This window comes from Stenotrophomonas sp. Marseille-Q4652, from assembly GCF_916618915.1.
In the GTDB taxonomy this organism is placed as follows: domain Bacteria; phylum Pseudomonadota; class Gammaproteobacteria; order Xanthomonadales; family Xanthomonadaceae; genus Stenotrophomonas.
Genome location: NZ_CAKAKE010000001.1, coordinates 1444566 through 1467684 on the forward strand (window position 1 = coordinate 1444566; position 23119 = coordinate 1467684).

Consider the following 23119-nt stretch of genomic DNA (forward strand, 5'->3'; position numbering starts at 1 on the left):
ATCACTGTGTCAGTGCACGTCCTTCCAGTATTCCTTCTTGACCAGATAGGCCAGGAAGGTCAACAGCGCCAGGAACAGGATCACCCACACACCCAGTTGCTGGCGCTTGATCGCAGCCGGCTCGCCGGCGTATTCGAGGAAGTTGGTGATGTCGCGCACCGTCTGGTCGAACTCCTGCGCACTCTGCGTGCCTGCGGACTCGACCTTCAGGCCCAGCACCGGACGTTCCCCGGTGGACGCGTCCGGCTCACCGAACGCCGCGTGCTGCAACCCCTGCTGCTGCCACAGCGGATTGGGCATCGACGCGTTGGGGAACACCGTGTTGTTCCAACCCAGTGGGCGCGACTCGTCCAGGTAGAACGACTTGAGGTAGCTGTAGATCCAGTCGCTGCCACGCACCCGCGCGGTGAGCGAGAGATCCGGCGGCATCTTGCCGAACCACTTCTCCGCCTGCTCCTTCGGCATCGATACCTGGATCGGCTCGCCGACCGCGGCTCCGGTGAAGTTGAGGTGGGCCATCACCTCTTCCTCGCTCAGCCCCAGGTCCTCGGCCATGCGTGAGTAACGCAGGTACTTGAGCGAATGGCAGCCCGAGCAGTAGTTCATGTAGGCTTGGGCGCCACGCTGCAGCGAAGCGCGGTCACCCAGGTCATTGCCGGCCTGCATCAGGCTGCCACCGCCGGCGGCCGAGGCCATCCCGGAGAACAGCAGGGCGGCCACGCAGGCCAGCCGCACAATCCACGTGTCAGTCATGCGTCGTCACCCGTTCCGGAACCGGCTTGGTCTTGTCCAGCCTCGTCCACACCGGCATGGTGATGAAGAAGGCGAAGTACAGGAAGGTCAGCACGCGTCCGACCCAGGTTTCCCAGATGGCCGTGCCCGGACCTGAGCCGATCACGCCCAGCCAGACGAAGCACACCGCCAGCATGGCCAGCATCACCTTCGAGATCCAGCCACGGTAACGGATCGACTTGACCCTGGCCTTGTCCAGCCACGGCACCAGGAACAGGATCGCGATGGCCGAGAACATCACCAGCACGCCGCTGAGCTTGTGCGGCACCACGCGCAACATCGCGTAGTACGGCGTGTAGTACCACACCGGCTTGATGTGCTCCGGCGTCACCAGCCGGTTGGCCTCGGTGAAGTTGTCATGCTCCAGGAACAGGCCACCGAAGCCCGGTGCGAAGAAGATGATGAAGGCGGCCAGGATCAGCAGGAAACCGACGCCTACCATGTCCTTGACCGTGTAGTACGGGTGGAAGGGAATGCCGTCTGCCGGCTTGCCTGGATCCCAGCGATTGCCCTTCGGGCCCTTCTTGATCTCCACGCCGTCGGGGTTGTTGGACCCGACCTCGTGCAGCGCGCCCAGGTGCAGCACCACCAGCAGCAGCAGTACCAGCGGCAGGGCGATGACATGCAGGGCGAAGAAGCGGTTGAGGGTGGCGTCGCCGGGCAGGTAGTCGCCCATGATCCACTCGGTCAGCCCCTGCCCAATCACCGGGATCGCGCCGAACAGGGAAATGATGACCTTGGCGCCCCAGAACGACATCTGGCCCCACGGCAGCACGTAGCCCATGAAGGCCTCGGCCATCAGCACCAGGTAGATCAGCATGCCCAGGATCCACACCAGCTCGCGCGGCTTCTGGTAACTGCCGTACATCAGCCCGCGGAACATGTGCAGGTAGACGACGATGAAGAACAGCGAGGCGCCGGTGCTGTGCATGTAGCGGATCAGCCAGCCCCACTCCACGTCGCGCATGATGTACTCGACCGAGGCGAACGCCTCGGCGGCACTGGGCTTGAAGTGCATGGTCAGGAAGATCCCCGTCAGGATCTGGTTGACCAGCACTACCAGCGCAAGCGAGCCGAAGTAGTACCAGACGTTGAAGTTCTTCGGCGCGTAGTACTCGCTGACGTGCTTGCGGTAGACCGGCATCAGGCCGGGCGCGCGCTCGTTGATCCAGCTGGACACGCCACCCGCGGCGCGGGTCAGGAAATTGTTGGCCATGGTTACGCTGCCCCCTGCGGATCAACGCCGATGACGATGGTGTTGTCGTCCTGGTAGTGATGCGGCGGCACCAGCAGGTTGGTCGGCGCCGGCACGTCGCGGAACACGCGGCCGGACATGTCGAAGCGCGACTTGTGGCAGGGGCAGAAGTAGCCGCCCTTCCACTCCGGATCGTATGGCTCGGGGCGGATCTCGGCCACCATCTCCGGCGCGCAGCCCAGGTGCGTGCACAGGCCGACCAGCACCGAGATCTCGGGCTTGATCGAGCGGAATTCGGGCTTTTCGGAGAGGACGTAACCCGGCTGCTGGTCGGCGTTTTCCGACCCGGGATCCTTGAGCCGCTCCTCAAGCGTGGGCAACGCATCGAGCAGGGCCCTGGAACGCTTGACGATCCAGATAGGTTGGCCGCGCCACTCCAGTACAAGGCGTTGGCCTTCCTGCAGGGCGCTGATGTCGGCTATCACCGGGGCGCCGGCCAACTTGGCCCGGGTACTGGGATTCCATGACTTGATGAAAGGAACTGCCGCGAACCCTGCGCCGACTGCCCCCACCACAGCCGTAGTGGTCGTAAGAAATCGTCGACGTCCGGTGTTTACTGGATCGTTTACCCCATCGTTGGCCATCCGGCACTCCGATAATGATTAGGTAGCTTGAGGCTGCCATTGGACCGGTGGGGGCCAGTCCACATTTGAATCGTCGTTCGAGTGTAGCGGAAGCCTTAACGGCCGCACAATGCGGCCGCAAGACTTACTGCACGGAAGCCAGCGCCCCGCGGTAACGGTCGGCCAGCTGCGCCACGCGCTGCACGTAATACCGGGTTTCGCTGTACGGCGGGACGCCGCCGTGGCGATCAACGGCCCCTTCGCCGGCGTTGTAACCGGCCGCAGCCAGGGTCAGGTCGCCGTTGAAGCGCTTGAGCAGCCACGACAGGTACTGCACGCCACCGCGGATGTTCTGCGCCGCGTCATACGAATCACTGACGCCGAAACGACGGGCCGTCGGCGGCATCAGCTGCATCAGCCCCTGGGCGCCCGCGCGGCTGAGGGCCATCGGGTTGAACGCGGACTCGGCATGGATCACCGCGCGTACAACGGCCTCTTCCACGCCGAACTCGCGCGCGGCCGCGGCGATCTCGTTCTGGTAGGCGGTGGTATTGAGGCGGACCGAGCCGAAGTTCACGCCGGGATTGGCGCCACACGCATAACAGCGTTCGATGAAGCTGTAGCGGATCGTGCGCACCTCGGCGCTGGCGACCTGCTGCGGACGGCTGCTGCTGTAATGGCGCACGCCATCCTTCATGTAGGAGTACACCTGCCCGCTGACGAGCTTGCCTGCGCGTGAGGAGCTACTGGCAGCAGGCTTCGGTACCGGTGCAGGCGCAGGCTGGGTGGAGGCGGCAGGCGCGATGGCGGCGGTGGCCACCACGGCAGGGGCCTGCGACGTATTACTGGCCGGTGCCGGAGTGGAGGCCACGGGTCTTGCGACCGGGGCGGCCGGGCGGTTGGCGCGGTTGCGGCTCGGGCTGTAGCTGGTGACCACGCTGCAACTGGCGCCGGAGATACGCTTGCTGACATAGCTGGGAACGCCGTCACCGCTGAGGCACTTGTACAGGGTGCCCGCACTGGCCGGCGCAGCCGACAGCGTGGCAAGCAAAAGCCCCGATATCCCCAAGATCCCCTTCATGGGCGGCGAGTGTCCCAACTTCACGCCGTCTTGCCAAGTGCCTGAATGTGAAAGGCTCAGGAAGCGCCAATCCCTTCACATTCGCCTTGTCGCGGTGAAAGCCGCCTTCACGCGATACACTATGCGGCTTACCGCAGCCGGCCCTGGCTGCCCTTCCCACCCGACTGGAATAAGCGCCATGACCGGGACGCCAGCTTCCCCCGTGCCGGCCGCGGCCGGCACCGCCGCGCCTGCCATTGAAATGACCACACCTGCTCTCGTGCCCCTGCCCGGCCAGCGCTCGCCCGTTGCCGGCGGTGCGCGCGGCAAGCTCTACATCAAGACCCACGGGTGCCAGATGAATGAGTACGACTCGGCCAAGATGGCCGACGTGCTCGCCGCCTCCGAAGGGCTGGAACTGACCGACAACCCCGAAGAAGCCGACGTCGTCCTGGTCAACACCTGCTCGATCCGCGAAAAGGCGCAGGAAAAGGTGTTCAGCCAGCTCGGCCGCTGGAAGGAGCTGAAGAAGGACGGCCGTGACGTGATCATCGGCGTCGGTGGCTGCGTGGCCTCGCAGGAAGGCGAGGCGATCATCAAGCGCGCACCGTATGTGGACCTGGTGTTCGGACCGCAGACCCTGCACCGCCTGCCCGAGCTGATCGCCGCCCGACGCGCCGAGAAGAAACCGCAGGTGGACATTTCCTTCCCGGAAATCGAGAAGTTCGACAGGCTGCCCGAGCCGCGCGCCGAAGGCCCGTCGGCCTTTGTCTCGATCATGGAAGGCTGCTCCAAGTACTGCAGCTTCTGCGTGGTGCCCTACACCCGTGGCACCGAGGTCAGCCGCCCGTTCGAGGACGTGCTGGTGGAATGCGCCCAGCTCGCCGCCCAGGGCGTGCGCGAGATCAACCTGCTTGGCCAGAACGTCAATGCCTATCGCGGCCCTTATGGCGATGGCGAGTTGGCCGACCTCGGCCTGCTGATCCGTGCCATTGCTGAAATTGATGGTATTGGCCGCATCCGCTTCACCACCTCCCATCCGCTGGAGTTCTCCGACTCGCTGGTCGATGCCTACCGCGACGTGCCCAAGCTGGCCAACTTCCTGCACCTGCCGGTGCAGGCCGGCAGCGACCGCATCCTGTCGGCGATGAAGCGCGGCTACACCGCGCTGGAATTCAAGTCCAGGATCCGCAAGCTGCGCGCGGTGCGCCCGGACATCTCGATCTCCTCGGACTTCATCGTCGGCTTTCCCGGCGAGACCGAGGCCGACTTCGAGAAGACCATGAAGCTGATCGAGGACGTAGGCTTCGACCAGAGCTTCTCCTTCATCTACTCGCGCCGCCCGGGCACGCCGGCCGCCGACCTGCCCGATGACGTCAGCGATGCCGACAAGCACGCGCGCCTGAGCCGGCTGCAGGCTGCGATCAACGCCAAGGCCGCCGAGATCTCGGCCTCGATGGTCGGCAGCGTGCAGACCGTGCTGGTCGAAGGCCCTTCGCGCAAGGATCCCAACGAGCTGACCGGCAAGACCGAGAACATGCGCTCGGTGAACTTCCCCGGCCATCCGCGCCTGATCGGCCAGTTCGTCGACGTGGTGATCACCGAGGCGCTGACCAACTCGCTGCGCGGCCGGGTCGCCGTCGCCTGAGTGCACAAATGACGGCGGGCAGTGGCCCGCCGTCGTTCTTCCGGGGCACTGGACCGCCCCGGTGGCCGCCCTCCAATCGCGGACGCGACGGGTCCCGCGACGGGCTCACCGGCCAGCAAACCCGCCATCGCCCACCTATGTCACTTCTAGCTGTTCGCTTAATGGTCGGCGAGCTACCCTTTGCGCTTCGCTTAAGGAAGCGCCGGTTGCGGCGCCAGACATTGATGACCAAGACCTCCCAGCGCGATTTCATCCTTGAGCCAGCCGACAACGAGCGCCTGGCCAACCTCGCCGGTCCGTTCGACGAGCACCTGCGCCAGATCGAATTGAAGATGGGCGTGGAAATCGCCAACCGCGGCAACGTGTTCCGCGTCACCGGCCCTGAGAAGGCCGCCGAAGAGGCGGAAAGGTTGCTGCACGCGCTGTACAAGGAAGCCGGGGAGGCGGTGTTCGACAATCACACTATTCACCTGTGGCTGAGCGCGGCCAACGTGGAAAAGGTTGCCGAGCGCGCCTACGAGGCCCAGGAAGTGGCGGTCAAGGTCAAGCGCGGGACCGTGCGCGGCCGCGGCGCCAACCAGTCCAAGTACCTGCACCAGATCGCCACCCACGACATCAACTTCGGCATCGGCCCGGCCGGTACCGGCAAGACCTTCCTTGCGGTGGCGATGGCGGTGGATGCACTCAACGAATCGCGCGTGCAGCGGCTGATCCTGGTGCGCCCGGCGGTCGAGGCCGGCGAGAAGCTCGGCTTCCTGCCCGGCGACCTGACGCAGAAGGTCGACCCCTACCTGCGCCCGTTGTACGACGCCCTGTACGAGATGCTGGGCGTGGAGAAGGTGGTCAAGCTGCTGGAGAAGAACGTCATCGAGATCGCGCCGCTGGCCTACATGCGCGGCCGCACCCTGAACGATGCGTTCGTGATCCTGGACGAGGCCCAGAACACCACCATCGAGCAGATGAAGATGTTCCTGACCCGCCTGGGGTTCGGCTCCACCGCGGTGGTGACCGGCGACCTGACCCAGACCGACCTGCCCAAGCACATCCGCTCGGGCCTGCGCGACGCGATCGACGTGCTGCGCGAGGTCGAGGGCGTCAGCTTCACCTTCTTCGAATCGCGCGACGTCGTGCGCCATCCGCTGGTGGCGCGCATCGTCAGTGCCTATGACCGCCGCGACCTGCACCAGGTCCAGCCGGGAGCCAACCCGTGACCCGCGGCCCGGTGCGACTGGACGTCGCCGTCAGCTATGCCCTGCCCCGCGCCGGCCTGCCGTCGGCGGTGAGCTTCCGCAAGTGGGTCGCCGCCGCGCTCAAGGGCCGGATCCGCGAGGCCGACGTGGCCATCCGCCTGGTCGATGCGCCCGAGGGCCAGTCGCTCAACCGCCACTACCGCGGCAAGGACTACGCCACCAACGTGCTCTCGTTCCCGGCCGAGGTGCCAGAAGGCCTGCCCAAGGGGGTCAAGTTCCCCCTGCTGGGCGACCTGATCATCTGCGCCCCGGTGGTCGCCCGTGAGGCGGCTGAACAGGGCAAGGCGCTCAGCGCCCACTACGCCCATCTCACCGTGCATGGCGTACTGCACCTGCTCGGCTGGGACCACATGGACGACAAGGAAGCCGACGCGATGGAGCAGCTCGAGCGCGAGATCCTGGCCGACCTCGGCATCGCCGATCCGTACGCCGGCGAGCGCTGAGCAGTTTGCCGCCAGCACGGGGTTATAAGCACGGCGGGCCCCGGGCTAACATCGCCCCTTGCCCACCGCCGTCGTCCGCCATGCTGAAGTCCCGCCTGCTGCCCCTGCTCCTGCTGTCCGCCACGCCGCTGGCCTCGGCGTCGCCGCCGGACCTGGTGGCGCTGATCGAATGCCGCCAGAGCGTGAGCGACTTCGCCCAGCTGGCCCCGATCGTGGCTGACCCGCTCAAGGCCGTTGCACTGGGCTGGCAGCCACTGCCGCAGACCAACCTGTTCATGGCCGAGTACCGGCTCAACACGCCGCTGACCGTCTTCGGCCACAGCAGCGACCACATCGCGCTGGCGGGCGGCACCATCGTCGCCCTGCTCGACCTGCCCGACCCACGCCCGCTGGCGGCCGAACTTGCGCTCGAAGAGGGGGTAAACACCCCCGAAAAGGCCATGTACGGCCGCGAACTGGTGAGCCGCGACGTGATCGACGCGATGACCGGCGAGGCCCTGATCGAGTCGGTGATCCTGAGCGTGTCCAACGTCAAGTCGCATCCGGGCAAGACCCTGGCCGGCTGCACCTACAGCCTGGACCTGCCCGCCGAAGACGAAGTGCCCGCCCCGGCCGAGCCGGCAATTGACGCACAGCCCGCGGAGCCGGTCACAGCCAGCTGATGAGGCCGCCCGGGACATCCTGCTAGACTGCGGATACCGCCCGGCGCGCCGGGTGCCGTTTCCCCTAGAGATGTCCGAAGACGACAGTAGTACCCCGGCGGAACATGCCGAAAAGAAGCGCGGCTGGCTTGACCGACTGGCCGCCGCGTTCTCCAGCGAACCCCATACCCGCGACGAGCTGGTTGCGGTCCTGCACAACGCGCAGGAAGAGGGGGTCATCGCTGCCGATACCCTGAAGATGATGGAAGGCGCCATTTCGGTGGCCGAGCTAACCGTGGGCGACGTGATGGTCTCGCGTTCGCAGATGGTCTCGCTGCCGGTGGAGGCGCCCTTCCTGGAATTGATGAAGCAGGTGGTCGAGACCGGCCATTCGCGCTTCCCGGTCCATGGCGAGAACAAGGACGACATCCTTGGCATCCTGCTGGCCAAGGACCTGCTGCGTGGCGTGGTCGCCGATCATGGCCCGGGCAGCATCCGCGAGCTGCTGCGCCCCGCCGTGCTCATCCCCGAATCGAAGAAGCTCAATGTCCTGCTCAAGGAGTTCCGGCTCTCGCGCAACCACATGGCAATCGTGGTCGACGAATACGGCGGCGTGGCCGGCCTGGTGACCATTGAGGACGTGCTGGAGCAGATCGTCGGCGAGATCGACGACGAGCACGACGAGGCCGAGGACCACACCGCGCAGATCGCCATCCAGGCCGACGGCCAGTACGTTGTCGACGCGCTGACCGCGATCGGCGATTTCAACGACCGCTTCAGCGCCGACTTCCCCGATGACGACTACGACACCATCGGCGGCCTGGTGACCGAGGCCATCGGGCACCTGCCCGAAACCGGCGACGAGCTGACCCTGGACCGCTTCGTGTTTCGCGTCGCCCGGGCCGACGCGCGCCGCGTGCAGGCCTTCCACGTCACCGTGCTGCCGCCCGAAGAACAGGTGGAAGATTGATCCGCGCCCGGGTTTTCCGGTCGTTTGCCCCGCTGCTGGCCGTGCTCCTGGCCCTGCTGTCCTTCGCCGCGCTGGCGCAGGACGGGCAGGCCCCGGCCGGCGTGGAGGCGCCGCGGATCGGCGTGGTGACGATGCAGCCGGGCGAGGTGTTCTTCGAACGCTTCGGCCATGACGCCATCGTGGTCCTGGACCCGCGCAGCGGCCAGGCCATCTCCTACAACTTCGGTTACTTCGACCCGGGCGAGGACGACTTCATCGGCCGCTTCGTGCGCGGGGAGATGATGTATTACCTGGTCGCCCTGCCGCTGGAGCAGGACCTGGCCCAGTACCGCGACAGCGGCCGTGGCGCCAGCATCCAGTGGCTGGACCTGCGCCCCCAGCAGGCCATCGCGCTGGCAGATGCACTGGCCGAACGTTCGCGCCCGGAAAACGCCCGCTACCGCTACGACTACTACACCGCCAACTGCGCCACGATGGTCCGCGATGCCATCGACCAGGCCCTCGGTGGCGCGCTGCATTCGCAGCTGTCCGGGCGCTCGCGCGGCAATACCTACCGCGGCGAATCGGTCCGCCTGGCCTCGCCGGCACCATGGATGTGGCTGGGCTTCGACCTCGGCCTGGGGCCGTATGCCGACCAGCCGCTGTCGCGCTGGCAGGAGGCCTTCGTACCGATGCGCCTGGCCGACAGCCTGAGGCAGGCCCGCAACAGCGATGGACGTCCGCTGGTACAGGCCGAATACGAACTGCTACCGCACCACCTCGCTCCCGAGCCGGCCGAAAGCGTTCGCCGCTGGTGGCCTTGGCTGCTGTGCGGCGTGGTGGTCGCGTTGGGCCTGGCGTGGTTGCAGCGTCGCCATCGCCGTGTCGTTGGCGCCTTCGCCCTGCCGTTCTGGCTGTTGTGCGCGGCAGCCGGCCTGGTGCTGGCCTGGCTGTGGGGCATGACCGCGCACCAGGCCGCGTGGGGCAACCGCAACCTGCTGCTGCTCAACCCGCTGTGCCTTGGCTTGCTGCCCGCGGCATGGGCATGGCTGCGTGGCCGCGCGCCGGCACGCTGGGCGGCATGGCTGGCGTGGATGGTGGTGGCGTGCTCGGTCATTGCGCTGCTGGTCCAGTGGCTCTCACCGCAACCGCAGTTCAACCTGCAGTGGATCGTGCTGCTGCTGCCAATCCATGTGGCACTGGCCTGGGCCGCACACGTACAGCACCGCTTGCCGCTCCCGGCACGCTGACGCACGATGCGGGGCATGCAGCAGCCCATCCCCGCATCCCCGCTCAATCCGCCCTGTGTCATCAACTGCGCCTGGTATGACGACCGCGGCGGCCGTCGCCATATCGCGCTGGACGACATCGACGAATACCTCGCGCGCGAGGACGGCTTCGTCTGGGTCGGCCTGTACGAGCCGGACGATGCGGTGCTGGCGATCGTGCAGCGCGAGTTCGGCCTGCACGAACTGGCCATCGAGGACACCCGCAAGGCGCACCAGCGACCCAAGGCCGAGTACTATGGCAACTCGCTGTTCGTGGTGGTCCACACCGCGCAGATGGTCGAGGAGCGCATCCGCTACGGCGAGACCCACGCCTTCCTCGGCCCGCGCTTCCTGATGACGGTGCGCCACGGGGCCTCGCTGCCCTATACCTCCGTGCGGGCACGGCTGGAGCGCGAGCCGGAAATGCAGGCGCTGGGGCCGTCGTTCCCGCTGTACGCGGTACTCGACGCGGTGGTGGACAACTACCTGCCGATCACCGACCGCTTCGGCGAGACCCTGGACCTGCTGGAGAAGGACATCTTCTCCGAGAGCTACCGCCGGCAGACCGTGATGCGGCTGTACGAGCTCAAGCGCGAGCTCAACAAGATGCGGCTGGCGGTGTCCCCGCTGCAGGACGTGCTGGCGCAGATCCAGCGCAACCCGGGGCTGCTGATGCACGACGAGGTGCGCCCCTACCTGCGCGACGTGCTCGACCACGCCGTGCGCATCGATGATTCGATCGACACCCTGCGCGAGATGCTGGGCACCGCGCTCAGCGTGAACCTGTCGCTGGTGACGCTGGCGCAAGGCGAGACGATGAAGCGCCTGGGTGCATGGGCTGCGCTGCTGGCCGCCCCCACCCTGATCACCAGCTGGTACGGCATGAACTTCCAGCACATGCCCGAACTCGGCCGTCCCTGGGCCTACCCGGCGATGATCCTCGGCGTGGGCGTGGCCTGCTTCGTGCTGTATCGGCTGTTCAAGCGCGCCCGCTGGCTGTGAGCGGCGGGGCGCCCGGCCCCGCCCCTCCCGCGGCGTGACTCAGGCGACGTAGACCGTCTTGATGTTGGTGAACTCACGGATGCCGTGCACCCCCAGTTCGCGGCCATAGCCGGAGCGCTTCACGCCACCGAACGGCAGCCGCACGTCGCTCTTGACCACGGCATTGACGAAGGCGGCGCCGCACTGCAGCTGGCAGGCGACCGCCTCGCCCCGCTGGGCATCGGCCGTCCACACGCTGCCGCCCAGGCCGTAGCGGGTGTCGTTGGCCACGCGCACTGCCTCGGCTTCGTCCCTGACCCGGATGATTGCCGCCACCGGGCCGAACAGTTCCTCGTCATAGGCCGGCATGCCGGGGCCGACGTTGTCCAGGATCGAAGCCGCATATCCGGCATGCGAGCCGGCTACCGGTTCGCAGCCCAGCAGGGGCTTGGCACCGCGTTCGATGCTGGCCTGCACCTGCTTGTGCAGCTCATCGCGCAGGTCGGCGCGGGCCAGCGGCGCCAGCGTGGTTTCTTCCCGGGTGGGATCGCCGTACACGCGCTTGCTGGCGGCGGCGACGAAGCGCTCGACGAAGGCATCGGCGATCGCATCCACCACGATGAAACGCTTGGCCGCGATGCAGGTCTGGCCGCTGTTGTCGAAACGCGAGCGCACGGCCGCGTCCACCGTACTGTCCAGGTCCGCGTCCTCGAGCACGATGAAGGCGTCGCTGCCGCCCAGTTCCATCACGCACTTCTTGATCTGCTCGCCGGCATTGGCCGCGATCGAGCGCCCTGCCCGCTCCGAGCCGGTCAGGGTGACGGCCACTACCCGGTCATCGCGCAGGACCTGCGCCGCCTGCTCGTTGTCGATGTGCAGCACGCCAAGCACGCCCTCGGGCGCACCGGCGGCCTGCAGCAGCTCGCCGATGGCATCGGCACAGCGCGGCACGTTGCTGGCGTGCTTGAGCAGGGCGACATTGCCGGCCATCAGCGCCGGGGCAAGGAAGCGGAACACCTGCCAGTACGGGAAATTCCACGGCATCACCGCCAGCACGCAGCCCAGCGGCTCGTAGCGCACGTAGCTGCGCTGCGCCTCGGTGGCGATGTCCTCGGACTGCAGGTAGCCGGCAGCGTGCGCGGCGTAGTGGTCGCAGACGGTGGCGCATTTGTCGATCTCGGCCAGCGCCTCGCGGCGCAGCTTGCCCATCTCGGCGGTCATCAGCTGCGCCAGGTCCTCGCGGCGCGAACGCAGCTCGCCAGCCACCTTGCGCAGCACGGCGCCGCGTTCCTCCAGCCGACGCGAGGACCAGGCCGGGAAGGCCCCGGCGGCGGCCCGCAGCCGGGCTTCCACCGCCGCCGCATCCAGCAGCGGTACGCGATGCTCCACCTTGCCGGTGGCGGGATTGATGCTTTCCTGGTGTTTCATGGTCGACTCCTGGAACGATTCCGCCATGCTAATGCGGCACAGGTTGTGGCCGCGTCAGCACCCCACCCGTGGGCGGGGCACCGGAGTCAGCCGTTCTCCTGCTGGGCCAGGGCGATGTCGCGCTGGCGGCGCTTGTCGGCACGGGCCATCAGCCACCAGCCGACAAAGGCGGCGATCGACACCGCCAGCACCATCAGGGTGGCCAGGGCGTTGATCTTGGGGCTCACGCCCAGGCGCACCGAGGAGAAGATCTTCATCGGCAACGTGGTCGAACTGGGGCCGGCGACGAAGCTGGCGATCACCACGTCGTCCAGCGACAGGGTGAAGGCCAGCAGCCAGCCGGAGACCAGGGCGGGCGCGATGATCGGCAGGGTAATCAGGAAGAACACCTTGAGCCGGTTGGCGCCCAGGTCCATCGCCGCCTCCTCCAGCGAGCGGTCCAGCTCCTGCAGGCGCGAGGACACCACCACGGTGACGAAGGAGATGGTGAAGGTGACATGGGCCATCCAGATCGCGACCACGCCCTTGGACGGCAGGCCGAACAACCCGCCCATTGATACCAGCATCAGCAGGATCGACAGGCCGATGATCACCTCGGGCATCACCAGCGGTGCGGTGACCAGCGCGCCGAACAGCGTCTTGCCCGGGAAGCGCTTGAAGCGGGTCATCGTCATCGCGGCCATGGTGCCGATCACCATTGCCGCGGTGGCGGTCCAGAACGCGATCTTCAGGCTGACCCAGGCCGCTTCCAGCAGTTGCCGGTCGCGGAACAGTTCGCCGTACCACTTCACCGAGAACCCGGCCCACACCGTGGCCAGGCGCGAGGAGTTGAACGAGTACAGCATCAGCAACAGGATCGGCAGGTACAGGAAGCCGAAGCCCAGCGCGAGGATGCCCCAGCCCAGCCAGGGGCGGCGGTTGGCCATGCTCATGCCAGCTTCCCTTCCAGCGCGCGCTGCTGGTGGCGGTTGAATATCAGGATCGGCACCAGCAGCAGGGCCAGCATCACGATGGCCACCGCCGAGGCCGCCGGCCAGTCGCGGTTGCTGAAGAACTCGCCCCACAGCACGCGGCCGATCATCAGCGTGTCAGGCCCGCCCAGCATTTCCGGGATCACGAACTCGCCAACCGCCGGGATCATCACCAGCATGCAGCCGGCGATGATGCCGCTGCGCGACAGCGGCAGGGTGATCCTGAGGAACGCCTTCCACGGGCGCGCGCCCAGGTCGTAGGCGGCCTCGAGCAGGCGCTGATCGAGCTTGACCAGGTTGGCGTACAGCGGCAGCACCATGAACGGCAGGTAGCAGTAGACGATGCCGATGTAGGCCGCCACCGGGGTGTAGAGGATGCGCAGTGGCTCGTCGACCAGGCCGATCGCCATCAGCCAGCGGTTGAGGATGCCGTTGGTGTCCAGGATGCCGATCCAGGCGTAGACGCGGATCAGGAACGAGGTCCACGACGGCAGTACCACCAGCATCATCGCGATGTTGCGCGCCGACGGGCTCATCCGCGAAATCACGTAGGCCATCGGGTAGCCGATCAACAGGGTCAGCAGCGTGGCCACCACCGCGATCTTGATCGAGCTCAGGTAGGCGACCACGTACTGGCTGTCGGTCACCAGGGCCACGTAGTTGCCCAGGTTGAGCTTGAGCGACAGCGCGTTGTCCACGTACTCGACGATCGGGCTGTACGGCGGCATGGCGATGGCCAGCCGCGCGAAGGAGATCTTCAGCACGATCAGGAACGGGATCGCGAAGAACAGCAGCAGCCACAGGTAGGGCACCGCGATCACGCCGGCGCGCGCGCCCGGCAGCCAACGCTTCCAGCCGGTCGCGCTCATGAGGTCAGCACCACGCCGTCGTTGTCGTCCCAGCACACCCAGACCTCGTCGTTCCAGGTGATGCCGTCGCTGTCCCAGCGCTTCATGTTGGCGAAGTTGGACAGGATCTTGGCCCCGGACGGCAGGCGCACGTGGTAGACCGAATGGCTGCCGAAATAGGCGATGTCCTCGACCACGCCGCGGGCCTTGTTGGTCTCGCCTTCCGGCTCTTCCTTGCCGATGTGCACCTTCTCCGGGCGCAGGGCGAAAGCCACCGGCTGGCCCTCGTAGCCGGTGATGCCGTGGCCGACGTAGATCGGCGCCGGAAAGTCCGGGGTACGCACAGTGACGTACTCGGGCAGGTCCTCGTCGATCACGCCCTCGATCAGGTTGACCGAGCCGATGAAGCCGGCGACGAAGCGGTTGGCCGGCTGCTCGTAGATGTCGTCGGGCTTGCCGACCTGCTGGATCCAGCCCTGGTCCATCACCGCGATGCGGGTGGCCATGGTCATCGCCTCTTCCTGGTCATGGGTGACCATGACGCAGGTGACGCCAGACTGCTCGATGATGTTGACCAGCTCCAGCTGCATCTTCGAGCGCAGTTTCTTGTCCAGCGCGCCCATCGGCTCGTCCAGCAGCAGCAGCTTGGGCCCCTTGGCCAGCGAGCGGGCCAGCGCCACGCGCTGCTGCTGGCCGCCGGAGAGCTGGTGCGGCTTGCGTTTGGCCAGCTTGCCCAGCTGCACCAGCTCCAGCATCTCGGCCACGCGGGCGCGGATGGCGTCCCTGGACAGGCCGTCCTGCTTGAGCCCGAAGGCGATGTTCTGCTCCACCGTCATGTGCGGAAACAGCGCATAGGACTGGAACATCATGTTGATCGGCCGCTCGTAGGGCGGCAGGTCGGTGATCGGCTGGCCGTCCAGGTAGATCCGGCCCCTGGTCGGGGTCTCGAAGCCGGCCAGGCAGCGCAGCAGGGTGGATTTGCCGCTGCCCGAGCCGCCGAGCAGGGCGAAGATCTCGCCCTTGCGGATCTTCAGGGACACATCGTCCACGGCGACGAAGCCGTCGAACTCCTTGCGCACGCCTTCCAGCGACAGGTAGGCCTCGTCGCCGCCGGTGGCTGCCGGCGCGCGCTCCAGTGTTGCCTCGGTTGTTGCCATGGACCTCGTCTCGGCCGGGATAGGAAATCGATCCGGTGGCGCGTGCCCGCGGCACCGCCAGCGGTACATGATCGCAAAAGGCGGCCGATGCTGCACCGCCGCAAACCTGTTGCCGCCATCGGCCGACGATGACACCCCAGCCAGGTGTTAGCCCGGGTGAAACGCCGGCCTTGCCACGCCGGCCCATGAAAGCACCCGCCCGGGCCGATGGCAAAAGAAAAGGGCCGGCAATGCCGGCCCTTCCCTCTCAACCCCGCATCGCTCAGCGACCGGTCTTGATCTCGGTCCACAGCCGGGTATAGAGCTTGTCCACTTCCGGAGTGTTGATCGAGTAGGTGAACATCTTGGCCGCCACGTCCGCCGGCGGGTAGATGGTCTGGTCCTCACGAATGTCCTCGTCCACCAGCGGCGTGGCCGCGGTCACCGGGTTGGCGTACTGGATGAAGTTGGTGTTGGCCGCGGCCACTTCCGGCTGCAGCAGGTAGTTGATGAAGGCGTAGGCCGCTTCCGGATGCTTGGCATCCTTCGGGATCGCCAGCATGTCGAACCACTGCGGGGCGCCTTCCTTCGGGATCGAGTAGGCCACTTCCACGCCGTTCCCGGCCTCTTCGGCGCGGTCACGGGCCTGGATGATGTCACCCGACCAGCCCACCACCAGGCAGGTGCTGCCATTGGCCAGCGAACCGACGTACTGGCTGGAGTGGAAGTTCTGCACGTACGGGCGGATCGACTTCAGCAGGTCGGCGGCCTTCTGGATCGCGGCCGGGTCGTTGCTGTGCGGATCCTCGCCCAGGTAATGCAGGGCGATCGGGATCATGTCGGCCGGGGTGTCCAGGACGGTCACGCCGCAGTCCTTCATCCTGGCGATGTTCTCCGGCTTGAACACCAGGTCCCAGGAGCTGGCGATCTCGGTGCTGCCGCCGAAGCGCTCCTTGAGCTTTTCGACGTTGTAGCCGATGCCGGTGGTGCCGATCATGTACGGCACGCCGTACTTGTTCTCCGGGTCCTGGGTGGCGATGCGCGCCATCACGTCCGGATCCAGGTTGGCCAGGTTCGGGATCTTGCTCTTGTCCAGCGGCAGGAACACGCCGGCCTGGATCTGGCGGCCGAAGAAGTTCAGCGTCGGCACGACGATGTCGTAGCCGCTGTTGCCGGTCAGCAGCTTGGTCTCGACCATCTCGTCGCTGTCGAACACATCGTAGGTCACCTTGATGCCGGTGGCCTTCTCGAAGTTCGGGATGGTGTCCTCGGCGATGTAGTCCGAGTAGTTGTAGACGTTGAGGACCTTTTCCTCGCCGCCTTGAGCGGTCTCGCCCTTGCTGTCATTGCCGCCACAGGCGGCCAGCAGGGAGGCGACGCCCAGGGTCAGGATTCGCAGCTTCATGGGTTCTCCAGTATTCCGGATGGGAGGGGGACCGGCCGGGCCGGCAGCGGCCGCCAGCGTAACGGTGAAGGACCTATTTGCCCAGCATTTGCGCCGTTTCCTGCAGCGCGGACCAGGCCTTGTCGAACAGCTCGTCCACCTGCGCACGGCTGATCACCAGCGGTGGCTCCAGCAGCATCGCATCGGCGGTGGCGCGCAGGATCAGCCCGTGGCGCAGGGCGATGTCGCGGCACAGGCCGCCCACCCGGCCGGCGTCCGGGAACGGCGCGCGCGAGCGCTTGTCCGGCACCAGCTCCAGCGCGCCCATCAGCCCGGCGATACGCGCCTCGCCCACCAGCGGATGCTCGCCCAGCTCGGCCCAGCGCTGGGCCAGGTACGGCGCGATGTCCTCGCGGGCGTGCTCGACGATGCGCTCCTCGCCCAGGATGCGCAGGTTCTCCAGCGCCACCGCCGCGCATACCGGGTGCCCGGAATAGGTGCAGCCGTGGGCCAGTTCCCCGCCCTGCTCCTTCAGCACGCCGGCCACGCGGTCGTTGAACATCGCCGCGCCCAGCGGCAGGTAGCCCGAGGTGATGCCCTTGGCCAGGGTCATGACGTCGGGCTGGAAACCGAACTGCTGGCAGCCGAACCACTGCCCGGTGCGGCCGAAGCCGCAGATCACCTCGTCGGCCACCAGCAGCACGTCGTACTGGCGGCAGATGCGCTCGATCTCCGGCCAGTAGCTCGGCGGCGGAATGTGCACGCCGATGGCCCCCATCACCGGCTCGCCAATGAAGGCGGCGACCCGTTCCGGCCCCAGCTCGAGGATCTTCCGTTCCAGCCGCCGCGCGGCCAGCAGGCCGTACTCGTCCGGCTCCAGCTCACCGCCATCGCCGAACCAGAACGGCGGATCGATGTGCTCGATGCCGGCGATCGGCAGCCCGCCCTGCCCGTGCATTGCCTTCATCCCGCCCAGGCTGGCCCCGCCCATGGTGGTGCCGTGGTAGCCATTGTGGCGGCCGATGAAGATGCTCTTTTCCGGCTGGCCCTGCACCGCCCAGAAGTGCCGCACCAGGCGCAGGATGGTGTCGTTGGCCTCCGAGCCGGAATTGGTGAAGAAGGCATGGTTGAGGTCGCCCGGCGCGAGTTCGGCCAGCTGCGCAGCCAGTGCGATGGTGGGTTCGGTCGTGCACTGGAAGAAGCTGTTGTAGTACGCCAGTTGCTCCATCTGCGCCGCGGCGACCGCCGCCAGTTCGCGGCGGCCGTAGCCGATGTTGACGCACCACAGCCCGGCGAAGGCATCCAGCAGCTGGTTGCCCTCGGCATCCCAGACATGACAGCCCTGGCCGCGGGTGAGGATGCGGGTGCCCTTTTTCGCCAGCGCGGCGTTGTCGTTGAACGGATGCAGGTGGTGGGCGGCGTCGAGCGCCTGCAGCGTACGCGTGTCCAACGATCCCATGGCTCTCCCCTCGCGGCGGCGGGAGCCGGGTGGCGCCCGCAACGAACAGGCAACGGCAGGCGCCGGGTCGGCGCGCTTACACGTTCAACAGCAGGAACTCCCGCTCCCACGAGCTGATCACCCGGAAGAAGGTCTCGTATTCCTTGCGCTTGACCGAGATGTAGGCGCGGGTGAAACGCGCGCCCATCAGCTCCTGCAGTTCCTGGCAGCCCTCCAGCCCGTCCAGGGCCTCGCCCAGCGAGCGCGGCAGGTCGTAGCCCATCTCCTTGGCGTTGCCGCTGATCGGCGTGGTCGGCTGCAGCTTCTGGCGGATGCCAAGCAACCCGCAGGCCAGGGTCGCGGCCATGGCCAGGTAGGGGTTGGCGTCGGATCCGGCAAAGCGGCTCTCCACGCGCATGTTCTCCAGCGAGTCGATCGGCACGCGCAGGCCGCAGGTGCGGTTATCGAATCCCCAATGCACGTTGCTCGGCGAGACCTCGCCGAACACGAGGCGGCGGTAGGAGTTCACGTTGGGCGCGAAGAACGCCATCGCCATCGGCACGTACTTCTGCAGGCCGGCCAGGTAGTGGCTGAAGGTCTCGCTGTACTCGCCATCGCGCTCGCCACTGAACACATTGGTGCCGTCGCTCTCGCGCAGCAGGCTCTGGTGGATGTGCATGGCGCTGCCGGGCTCGGTCTCCATCGGCTTGGCCAGGAAGGTCGCGTAGACACCGTGGCGCATCGCCGACTCACGCATCGTTCGCTTGAACAGGAACACCTGGTCGGCCAGCGACATCGCGTCGGCATGGGTGAAGTTGACCTCCAGCTGCGCGGCGCCGGACTCGTGGATCAGGGTGTCCACGTCCAGCTCCATCGCGTCGCAGTAGTCGTACATCAGGTCCAGGATCGGGTCGAACTCGTTGACCGCGTCGATCGAGTAGGACTGCCGCGCGGTCTCCGGGCGTCCGGAGCGGCCGGCCGGCGGCAGCAGCGGAAAGTCCGGGTCGGTGTTCTTCTGCACCAGGAAGAATTCCAGCTCCGGCGCGACCACCGGGCGCAGGCCGAGGTCGGCGTATTCCTGCAGCACGCGGCGCAGCACGTTGCGTGGCGCCAGCTCGTGAGGTTGCCCGGCCTTGGTGTAACAGTCGTGGATGATCTGCGCGGTCGGGTCGGTGGCCCACGGCACCATACGCACGGTGTCCGGGTCCGGGCGCAGGATCATGTCCGAGTCCGACGGCGAGGTCAGCTCGTAGTAGTCGTCGGGGAAGTCGCCGGTGACGGTGGTGGCGAAGATACCTTCCGGCAGGCGGGTGCCGTAGTCGTGGCTGAACTTGTCGGCCGGGATGATCTTGCCGCGGGCGTTGCCGGTGAAGTCCGGCACCAGGCACTCCACCTCGGTGATGTGTCGCTCCTTGAGCCAGCGCAGCAATGCGCTTTCCGGTTCGACGGGAGCGGCGGCAGCCTTGCGCGAGCGCGGGGTCGACTTCATGGGTCAGCTTCTTTTCTGTATCTGGTAGCGGCGACATGCCTCGCCGAAGGCCTGGAAGATGCCAAGGTAGAACGGGTTCTCCCGCACCCTCCATTCAGGATGCCACTGTACTCCCAGCAGGAATGAAGGACCGGGGCCGCGCACCGCTTCCACCAGCCCATCCGGGGCCGTGGCCTCCACCACCAGCCCGCCGCCGAGCCGGGCGATGCCCTGCCCGTGCACCGAATTGACCCGTGCCATCGGGGCGCCGGCGATGCCGGCCAGCAGGCCGCCCTCGGCCAGGCGCACCTCGTGGGCCGGGGCGTACTGCACCTCGACATCGGCCTGCGGGTCCTCGCGATGGTCCGCCAGCCCGGGCACCTCGTGCACCTTCTGGTGCAGGCTGCCACCCAGGGCGACGTTGACCTCCTGGAAACCGCGGCAGATCGCCAGTATCGGCATGCCACGCGCCAGTGCCTGCGGGATCAGCCCCAGCACGTTGGCGTCGCGGGCGGGGTCGTGCAGGTTGCCTTCCCAGCTGGGCTCGGGGCCGTAATGGTGCGGCTCGATGTTGCTGGTGGCGCCGGTCAGCAGCAGGCCGTCGAGCAGGTCCAGCCACGTCGCGGCCGGCAGCGGCGGTTGCAACATCGGCAGCAGCAGCGGCGTGGCGCCGGCACCGTCGACCACGGCACGCACGTACTTTTCCCCGGCGGCGAGGAAGGGATGGTGACCGACAGGCTTGCGGTCGGTAGGCAGACCGACCAGTGGAAGACTGGCCATGCATGGGATCCGGATGGCTTGCGGCCACGTTACCGCCGGCCCCGTCGCAGGCGCAACCGCGCCGCCACGGCCGCTCGCCTGCCCCTGCTAAGCTGCCCGCGTCGCGTCCACGGACCCTGCCATGACCGACCCCGACGCTTTCCCGCACCTGCCCGGCGCCGACCGCCAGGCCCTGCGGGCGATCGATGGCTGCAGCCAGGTGGACCTGCTGCTTCCCGACACCAACGGCGTGCTGCGCGGCAAGCGCATTGGCATCGAGGCGCTGGACAAGGCCTTCGGCGATGGCATCTGCCTGCCAATGTCGCTGGTGGCCAGCGACATCACCGGCAATACCGTCGAGGAGACCGGCCTGGGTTATGACATCGGCGACCAGGACCGCGTCTGCCGCCCGATTGCCGGCTCGCTGCGGCCGGTGCCGTGGACGGCCACGCCCACCGCGCAACTGCTGCTGGCGATGGAGGACGACGCCGGTGGCCAGTTTGCCGCGCAGCCGCGGCAGGTGCTGGCCCGGGTGCTGGAGGGGTTCAAGGCGCTGGGGCTGGTCCCGGTGCTCGCAGTGGAGCTGGAGTTCTACCTGTTCGACGCCCGTCCCGATGCGCAAGGCCGCCCGCAACCTGCGCTGGATCCGGTCACCGGCCAGCGCAGCTGCAGCACGCAGGTCTATTCGATCGACGAGCTCGATGTGCAGCACGTGTTCCTGGAGGCGGTCGCCGCCGCCTGCCGGGCCCAGCGCATCCCTGCCGAGGCCGCCGTGGCCGAGTACGCGCCGGGCCAGTTCGAGATCAACCTGCACCACCGTGCCGATGCGCTGCTGGCCTGCGACGAGGCGGTACTGCTCAAGCGCACGATCAAGGCCATCGCCCGCCAGCAGGGACTGCTGGCCAGTTTCATGGCCAAGCCGCTGGCCGGGCAGGCCGGCAGCGGCCTGCACCTGCACGTGAGCCTGCTCGACCGCGATGGCCACAACGTATTGACTGGAAGCGAGCAGGCCGCGGCCGGGGCGCTGCGCCATGCGGTCGGCGGCCTGCAGCGCAGCGCGCAGGACTGCCTGCTGCTGTTCGCCCCGCACGCCAACAGCTACCGCCGCTTCGTCGCGAACGCCTTCGTCCCGCTCAACGATGCCTGGGGCTTCAACAACCGCACCGTGGCCATGCGCGTGCCCCGCAGCGATGCGGCCAATACCCGCATCGAACATCGCATTGCCGGGGCCGACGCCAATCCCTATCTGGTCGCCGCGGCGGTGCTGGCCGGGATGCTGGACGGGCTGTACCACCGCCATGATCCCGGCCCGCCGGTCATCGGCAACGCCTATGCGCAGCAGCCGGCATGGCAGCCGCACTGGCTGGGCGCGATCGAGCGCTTCCAGTCCAGCGACTTCATTGCCGGGCACCTAGGCGAGACGTTCCGCCACGTCTACGCGCAGCAGAAGCTGCGCGAGCTGCGTGACTTCCAGGCGCAGGTGGTGGATCTGGATTACGCCTGGTACCTGGGGACCGTATGATGGCGGCGGTGTCTTCCGCTCCATCCCCTTCCGACTTTCCGCCCAGCTGGTATGCCGCCAGCGAGCCGTTGCGGCCGGCCCAGCCTGCCCTGCGCGACGATGCCGTGGCCGACGTCTGCATCCTTGGCGCCGGCTACACCGGGCTGACTGCCGCCCTGGCGCTGGCCGAGGCCGGCTACCGCGTCACCGTGCTGGAAGCCGAGCGCATCGGCTGGGGGGCGTCCGGCCGCAATGGCGGCCAGGCCATCGTCGGTTATGGCTGCGAGCAGGACGTGCTGGAACGGCTGGTCGGGGAGGGCGAGGCGCGCCTGCTGTTCGACTTTTCCCGCGACGGCATGACGATGCTCAAACGGCGCATCGAGCGCCATGCCATTGCCTGCGACTGGCGCGACGGCTACGCCAGCGTGGCGATCCGCCCGCGACAGGAACGCGCCCTGCGCGCCTGGGTCGACGAGATGGGCCAACGCTACGACTACCCGCTGCAGTGGTGGAACCGCGACCAGCTGCGCCAGCAGCTGGCGAGCAACCGCTACCTCGGCGCGGCGTTCGACCCGGCCAGTGGCCACCTGCATCCACTGGCCTACGCCAACGGACTGGCCGCTGCCGCGCTGGCCGCGGGCGTGGTGATCCACGAGCACTCGCCGGTGGTCGAACTGCGGCGGGGTGCGCGGCCGCAACTGCGTACCGCGCACGGCTCGGTAACCGCCGACTTCGTGGTGCTGGCCGGCAACGCCTGGCTGCGCGGCATTGCGCCGGAACTGGAATCACGCGTGATGCCGGTGGGCACCTACATCGGCGCGACCATGCCGCTGGGCGAGGAGCGTGCCCGGTCGCTGATCCGCAATGACATGGCGGTGTCCGACGTGAACTGGGCGCTGGACTACTTCCGCCTCAGCCGCGACCACCGCCTGCTGTTCGGCGGCCGCGCCAGCTATTCGGCGCTGCCCCCGCCCGGCCTGCGCGGGGTGATGACCCGGCGCATGCACCGGGTGTTCCCGCAGCTGTGCGACGTGGCGCTGGAATACGTCTGGGGCGGCTACATCGACATCACCCGCAACCGCGCCCCGCACTGGGGCCGGCTCACGCCCAATGTCTATTTCGCCCAGGGCTTCTCCGGGCATGGCGTGGCTTCCACCGGTCTGGCGGGGGAAGCCATCGCCGCGGCCATCGCCGGGCAGTCGCAGCGGCTGGACGCCTTCGCGCGCATCCCGCACCAGCCCTTCCCCGGCGGCCGCGCCCTGCGCATGCCGCTGCTGGTGGCCGCGATGTCCTGGTACAAGCTGCGCGACGCGCTGTGGTAGCCGCGACCCGACTA

21 protein-coding genes are annotated in these 23119 nt (G+C 67.4%); 9 read left to right on the top strand and 12 right to left on the bottom strand.

Annotated features, from left to right (window positions below; genetic code table 11):
- Window positions 1–9: 9 nt before the first annotated feature.
- The 4 genes from LG380_RS06775 to LG380_RS06790 all read right to left on the bottom strand — a co-directional run bounded on the left by LG380_RS06775 (window position 10) and on the right by LG380_RS06790 (window position 3691).
- Window positions 10–753 carry a cytochrome c1 gene (locus tag LG380_RS06775; protein WP_225764144.1) on the bottom strand — a complete coding sequence of 248 codons (744 nt, stop codon included), beginning with the start codon at window positions 751–753 and terminating at the stop codon, window positions 10–12.
- Window positions 746–2008, bottom strand: coding sequence for a cytochrome bc complex cytochrome b subunit (locus LG380_RS06780; protein WP_225764145.1), 1263 nt, complete (start codon window positions 2006–2008; stop codon window positions 746–748). The genes LG380_RS06775 and LG380_RS06780 overlap by 8 nt, the downstream gene beginning before the upstream one ends.
- A gap of 2 nt (window positions 2009–2010) precedes the next feature.
- Window positions 2011–2631: a ubiquinol-cytochrome c reductase iron-sulfur subunit gene (gene petA, locus LG380_RS06785; RefSeq protein WP_225764146.1), complete on the bottom strand. Its 621-nt coding sequence runs from the start codon at window positions 2629–2631 to the stop codon at window positions 2011–2013.
- 124 nt (window positions 2632–2755) lie between these two features.
- Window positions 2756–3691: a lytic transglycosylase domain-containing protein gene (locus LG380_RS06790; RefSeq protein ID WP_225764147.1), complete on the bottom strand. Its 936-nt coding sequence runs from the start codon at window positions 3689–3691 to the stop codon at window positions 2756–2758.
- 241 nt (window positions 3692–3932) lie between these two features.
- Here LG380_RS06790 and miaB point away from each other — a divergent pair, with 241 nt between their 5' ends.
- From miaB to LG380_RS06825, 7 genes are all read left to right on the top strand, one after another.
- The gene (gene miaB, locus LG380_RS06795; protein WP_225764148.1) at window positions 3933–5318 is read left to right on the top strand and encodes a tRNA (N6-isopentenyl adenosine(37)-C2)-methylthiotransferase MiaB; all 1386 of its coding nucleotides are present in this window, start codon (window positions 3933–3935) and stop codon (window positions 5316–5318) included.
- Window positions 5319–5542: 224 nt separating this feature from the next.
- Entirely contained in the window at window positions 5543–6529 is a 987-nt protein-coding gene (locus LG380_RS06800; protein ID WP_225764149.1) for a PhoH family protein, read from the top strand.
- Window positions 6526–7011 carry an rRNA maturation RNase YbeY gene (gene ybeY / locus LG380_RS06805; RefSeq protein WP_225764150.1) on the top strand — a complete coding sequence of 162 codons (486 nt, stop codon included), beginning with the start codon at window positions 6526–6528 and terminating at the stop codon, window positions 7009–7011. Before LG380_RS06800 ends, ybeY begins: the two co-directional genes overlap by 4 nt.
- 80 nt (window positions 7012–7091) lie before the next feature.
- Window positions 7092–7673 carry a hypothetical protein gene (locus tag LG380_RS06810; protein WP_225764151.1) on the top strand — a complete coding sequence of 194 codons (582 nt, stop codon included), beginning with the start codon at window positions 7092–7094 and terminating at the stop codon, window positions 7671–7673.
- Between the two features lie 70 nt (window positions 7674–7743).
- A complete protein-coding gene (locus LG380_RS06815) occupies window positions 7744–8622 on the top strand; it encodes a transporter associated domain-containing protein (RefSeq protein ID WP_225764152.1) in 879 nt (292 codons plus the stop codon).
- Window positions 8623–8669: 47 nt separating this feature from the next.
- Window positions 8670–9851 (top strand): DUF4105 domain-containing protein, encoded by a 1182-nt coding sequence (locus LG380_RS06820; protein WP_225766505.1) that lies wholly within the window; start codon window positions 8670–8672, stop codon window positions 9849–9851.
- Window positions 9852–9866: 15 nt separating this feature from the next.
- Entirely contained in the window at window positions 9867–10871 is a 1005-nt protein-coding gene (locus LG380_RS06825; RefSeq protein WP_225764153.1) for a magnesium and cobalt transport protein CorA, read from the top strand.
- Between the two features lie 39 nt (window positions 10872–10910).
- On the opposite strand, the gene LG380_RS06830 is transcribed toward LG380_RS06825, so the two are convergent.
- The 8 genes from LG380_RS06830 to LG380_RS06865 all read right to left on the bottom strand — a co-directional run bounded on the left by LG380_RS06830 (window position 10911) and on the right by LG380_RS06865 (window position 20303).
- The gene (locus LG380_RS06830; protein WP_225764154.1) at window positions 10911–12305 is read right to left on the bottom strand and encodes an NAD-dependent succinate-semialdehyde dehydrogenase; all 1395 of its coding nucleotides are present in this window, start codon (window positions 12303–12305) and stop codon (window positions 10911–10913) included.
- Window positions 12306–12364: 59 nt separating this feature from the next.
- Window positions 12365–13210 carry an ABC transporter permease subunit gene (locus LG380_RS06835; RefSeq protein ID WP_225764155.1) on the bottom strand — a complete coding sequence of 282 codons (846 nt, stop codon included), beginning with the start codon at window positions 13208–13210 and terminating at the stop codon, window positions 12365–12367.
- Window positions 13207–14118, bottom strand: coding sequence for an ABC transporter permease subunit (locus LG380_RS06840; protein ID WP_225764156.1), 912 nt, complete (start codon window positions 14116–14118; stop codon window positions 13207–13209). Before LG380_RS06840 ends, LG380_RS06835 begins: the two co-directional genes overlap by 4 nt.
- Window positions 14115–15254, bottom strand: a complete 1140-nt coding sequence (gene potA / locus LG380_RS06845; RefSeq protein WP_225764157.1) for a polyamine ABC transporter ATP-binding protein — start codon at window positions 15252–15254, stop codon at window positions 14115–14117. The genes LG380_RS06840 and potA overlap by 4 nt, the downstream gene beginning before the upstream one ends.
- A gap of 262 nt (window positions 15255–15516) precedes the next feature.
- Window positions 15517–16638, bottom strand: a complete 1122-nt coding sequence (locus LG380_RS06850) for a polyamine ABC transporter substrate-binding protein (RefSeq protein WP_225764158.1) — start codon at window positions 16636–16638, stop codon at window positions 15517–15519.
- A 73-nt stretch (window positions 16639–16711) separates the two neighbouring features.
- Entirely contained in the window at window positions 16712–18076 is a 1365-nt protein-coding gene (locus tag LG380_RS06855) for an aspartate aminotransferase family protein (RefSeq protein ID WP_225764159.1), read from the bottom strand.
- A gap of 76 nt (window positions 18077–18152) precedes the next feature.
- On the bottom strand, window positions 18153–19544 hold the full coding sequence (locus LG380_RS06860) for a glutamine synthetase family protein (RefSeq protein WP_225764160.1): 1392 nt from the start codon (window positions 19542–19544) through the stop codon (window positions 18153–18155).
- A gap of 3 nt (window positions 19545–19547) precedes the next feature.
- Window positions 19548–20303 (bottom strand): gamma-glutamyl-gamma-aminobutyrate hydrolase family protein, encoded by a 756-nt coding sequence (locus LG380_RS06865; RefSeq protein WP_225764161.1) that lies wholly within the window; start codon window positions 20301–20303, stop codon window positions 19548–19550.
- 121 nt (window positions 20304–20424) lie between these two features.
- On the opposite strand from LG380_RS06865, the gene LG380_RS06870 reads away from it, so the two are divergent.
- Both LG380_RS06870 and LG380_RS06875 read left to right on the top strand, forming a co-directional pair.
- Complete coding sequence (locus LG380_RS06870; RefSeq protein ID WP_225764163.1) at window positions 20425–21804, top strand: glutamine synthetase family protein; 1380 nt, start codon at window positions 20425–20427, stop codon at window positions 21802–21804.
- Window positions 21804–23105 carry an FAD-binding oxidoreductase gene (locus LG380_RS06875; RefSeq protein WP_225764165.1) on the top strand — a complete coding sequence of 434 codons (1302 nt, stop codon included), beginning with the start codon at window positions 21804–21806 and terminating at the stop codon, window positions 23103–23105. Before LG380_RS06870 ends, LG380_RS06875 begins: the two co-directional genes overlap by 1 nt.
- Window positions 23106–23119: the final 14 nt, after the last annotated feature.

Excerpts from the sequence above, each read along its gene's own strand:
- LG380_RS06850 (WP_225764158.1), bottom strand. The coding sequence starts at position 16,638 with ATGAAGCTGCGAATCCTGACCCTGGGCGTCGCCTCCCTGCTGGCCGCC.
- LG380_RS06800 (WP_225764149.1), top strand. The coding sequence starts at position 5,543 with ATGACCAAGACCTCCCAGCGCGATTTCATCCTTGAGCCAGCCGACAAC.
- LG380_RS06865 (WP_225764161.1), bottom strand. The coding sequence starts at position 20,303 with ATGGCCAGTCTTCCACTGGTCGGTCTGCCTACCGACCGCAAGCCTGTC.
- petA (WP_225764146.1), bottom strand. The coding sequence starts at position 2,631 with ATGGCCAACGATGGGGTAAACGATCCAGTAAACACCGGACGTCGACGA.
- LG380_RS06840 (WP_225764156.1), bottom strand. The coding sequence starts at position 14,118 with ATGAGCGCGACCGGCTGGAAGCGTTGGCTGCCGGGCGCGCGCGCCGGC.
- LG380_RS06775 (WP_225764144.1), bottom strand. The coding sequence starts at position 753 with ATGACTGACACGTGGATTGTGCGGCTGGCCTGCGTGGCCGCCCTGCTG.
- LG380_RS06825 (WP_225764153.1), top strand. The coding sequence starts at position 9,867 with ATGCAGCAGCCCATCCCCGCATCCCCGCTCAATCCGCCCTGTGTCATC.
- LG380_RS06835 (WP_225764155.1), bottom strand. The coding sequence starts at position 13,210 with ATGAGCATGGCCAACCGCCGCCCCTGGCTGGGCTGGGGCATCCTCGCG.
- LG380_RS06860 (WP_225764160.1), bottom strand. The coding sequence starts at position 19,544 with ATGAAGTCGACCCCGCGCTCGCGCAAGGCTGCCGCCGCTCCCGTCGAA.
- LG380_RS06870 (WP_225764163.1), top strand. The coding sequence starts at position 20,425 with ATGACCGACCCCGACGCTTTCCCGCACCTGCCCGGCGCCGACCGCCAG.
- LG380_RS06780 (WP_225764145.1), bottom strand. The coding sequence starts at position 2,008 with ATGGCCAACAATTTCCTGACCCGCGCCGCGGGTGGCGTGTCCAGCTGG.
- LG380_RS06830 (WP_225764154.1), bottom strand. The coding sequence starts at position 12,305 with ATGGCGGAATCGTTCCAGGAGTCGACCATGAAACACCAGGAAAGCATC.
- LG380_RS06855 (WP_225764159.1), bottom strand. The coding sequence starts at position 18,076 with ATGGGATCGTTGGACACGCGTACGCTGCAGGCGCTCGACGCCGCCCAC.
- miaB (WP_225764148.1), top strand. The coding sequence starts at position 3,933 with ATGACCACACCTGCTCTCGTGCCCCTGCCCGGCCAGCGCTCGCCCGTT.
- LG380_RS06810 (WP_225764151.1), top strand. The coding sequence starts at position 7,092 with ATGCTGAAGTCCCGCCTGCTGCCCCTGCTCCTGCTGTCCGCCACGCCG.
- potA (WP_225764157.1), bottom strand. The coding sequence starts at position 15,254 with ATGGCAACAACCGAGGCAACACTGGAGCGCGCGCCGGCAGCCACCGGC.
- LG380_RS06815 (WP_225764152.1), top strand. The coding sequence starts at position 7,744 with ATGTCCGAAGACGACAGTAGTACCCCGGCGGAACATGCCGAAAAGAAG.
- LG380_RS06875 (WP_225764165.1), top strand. The coding sequence starts at position 21,804 with ATGGCGGCGGTGTCTTCCGCTCCATCCCCTTCCGACTTTCCGCCCAGC.
- LG380_RS06790 (WP_225764147.1), bottom strand. The coding sequence starts at position 3,691 with ATGAAGGGGATCTTGGGGATATCGGGGCTTTTGCTTGCCACGCTGTCG.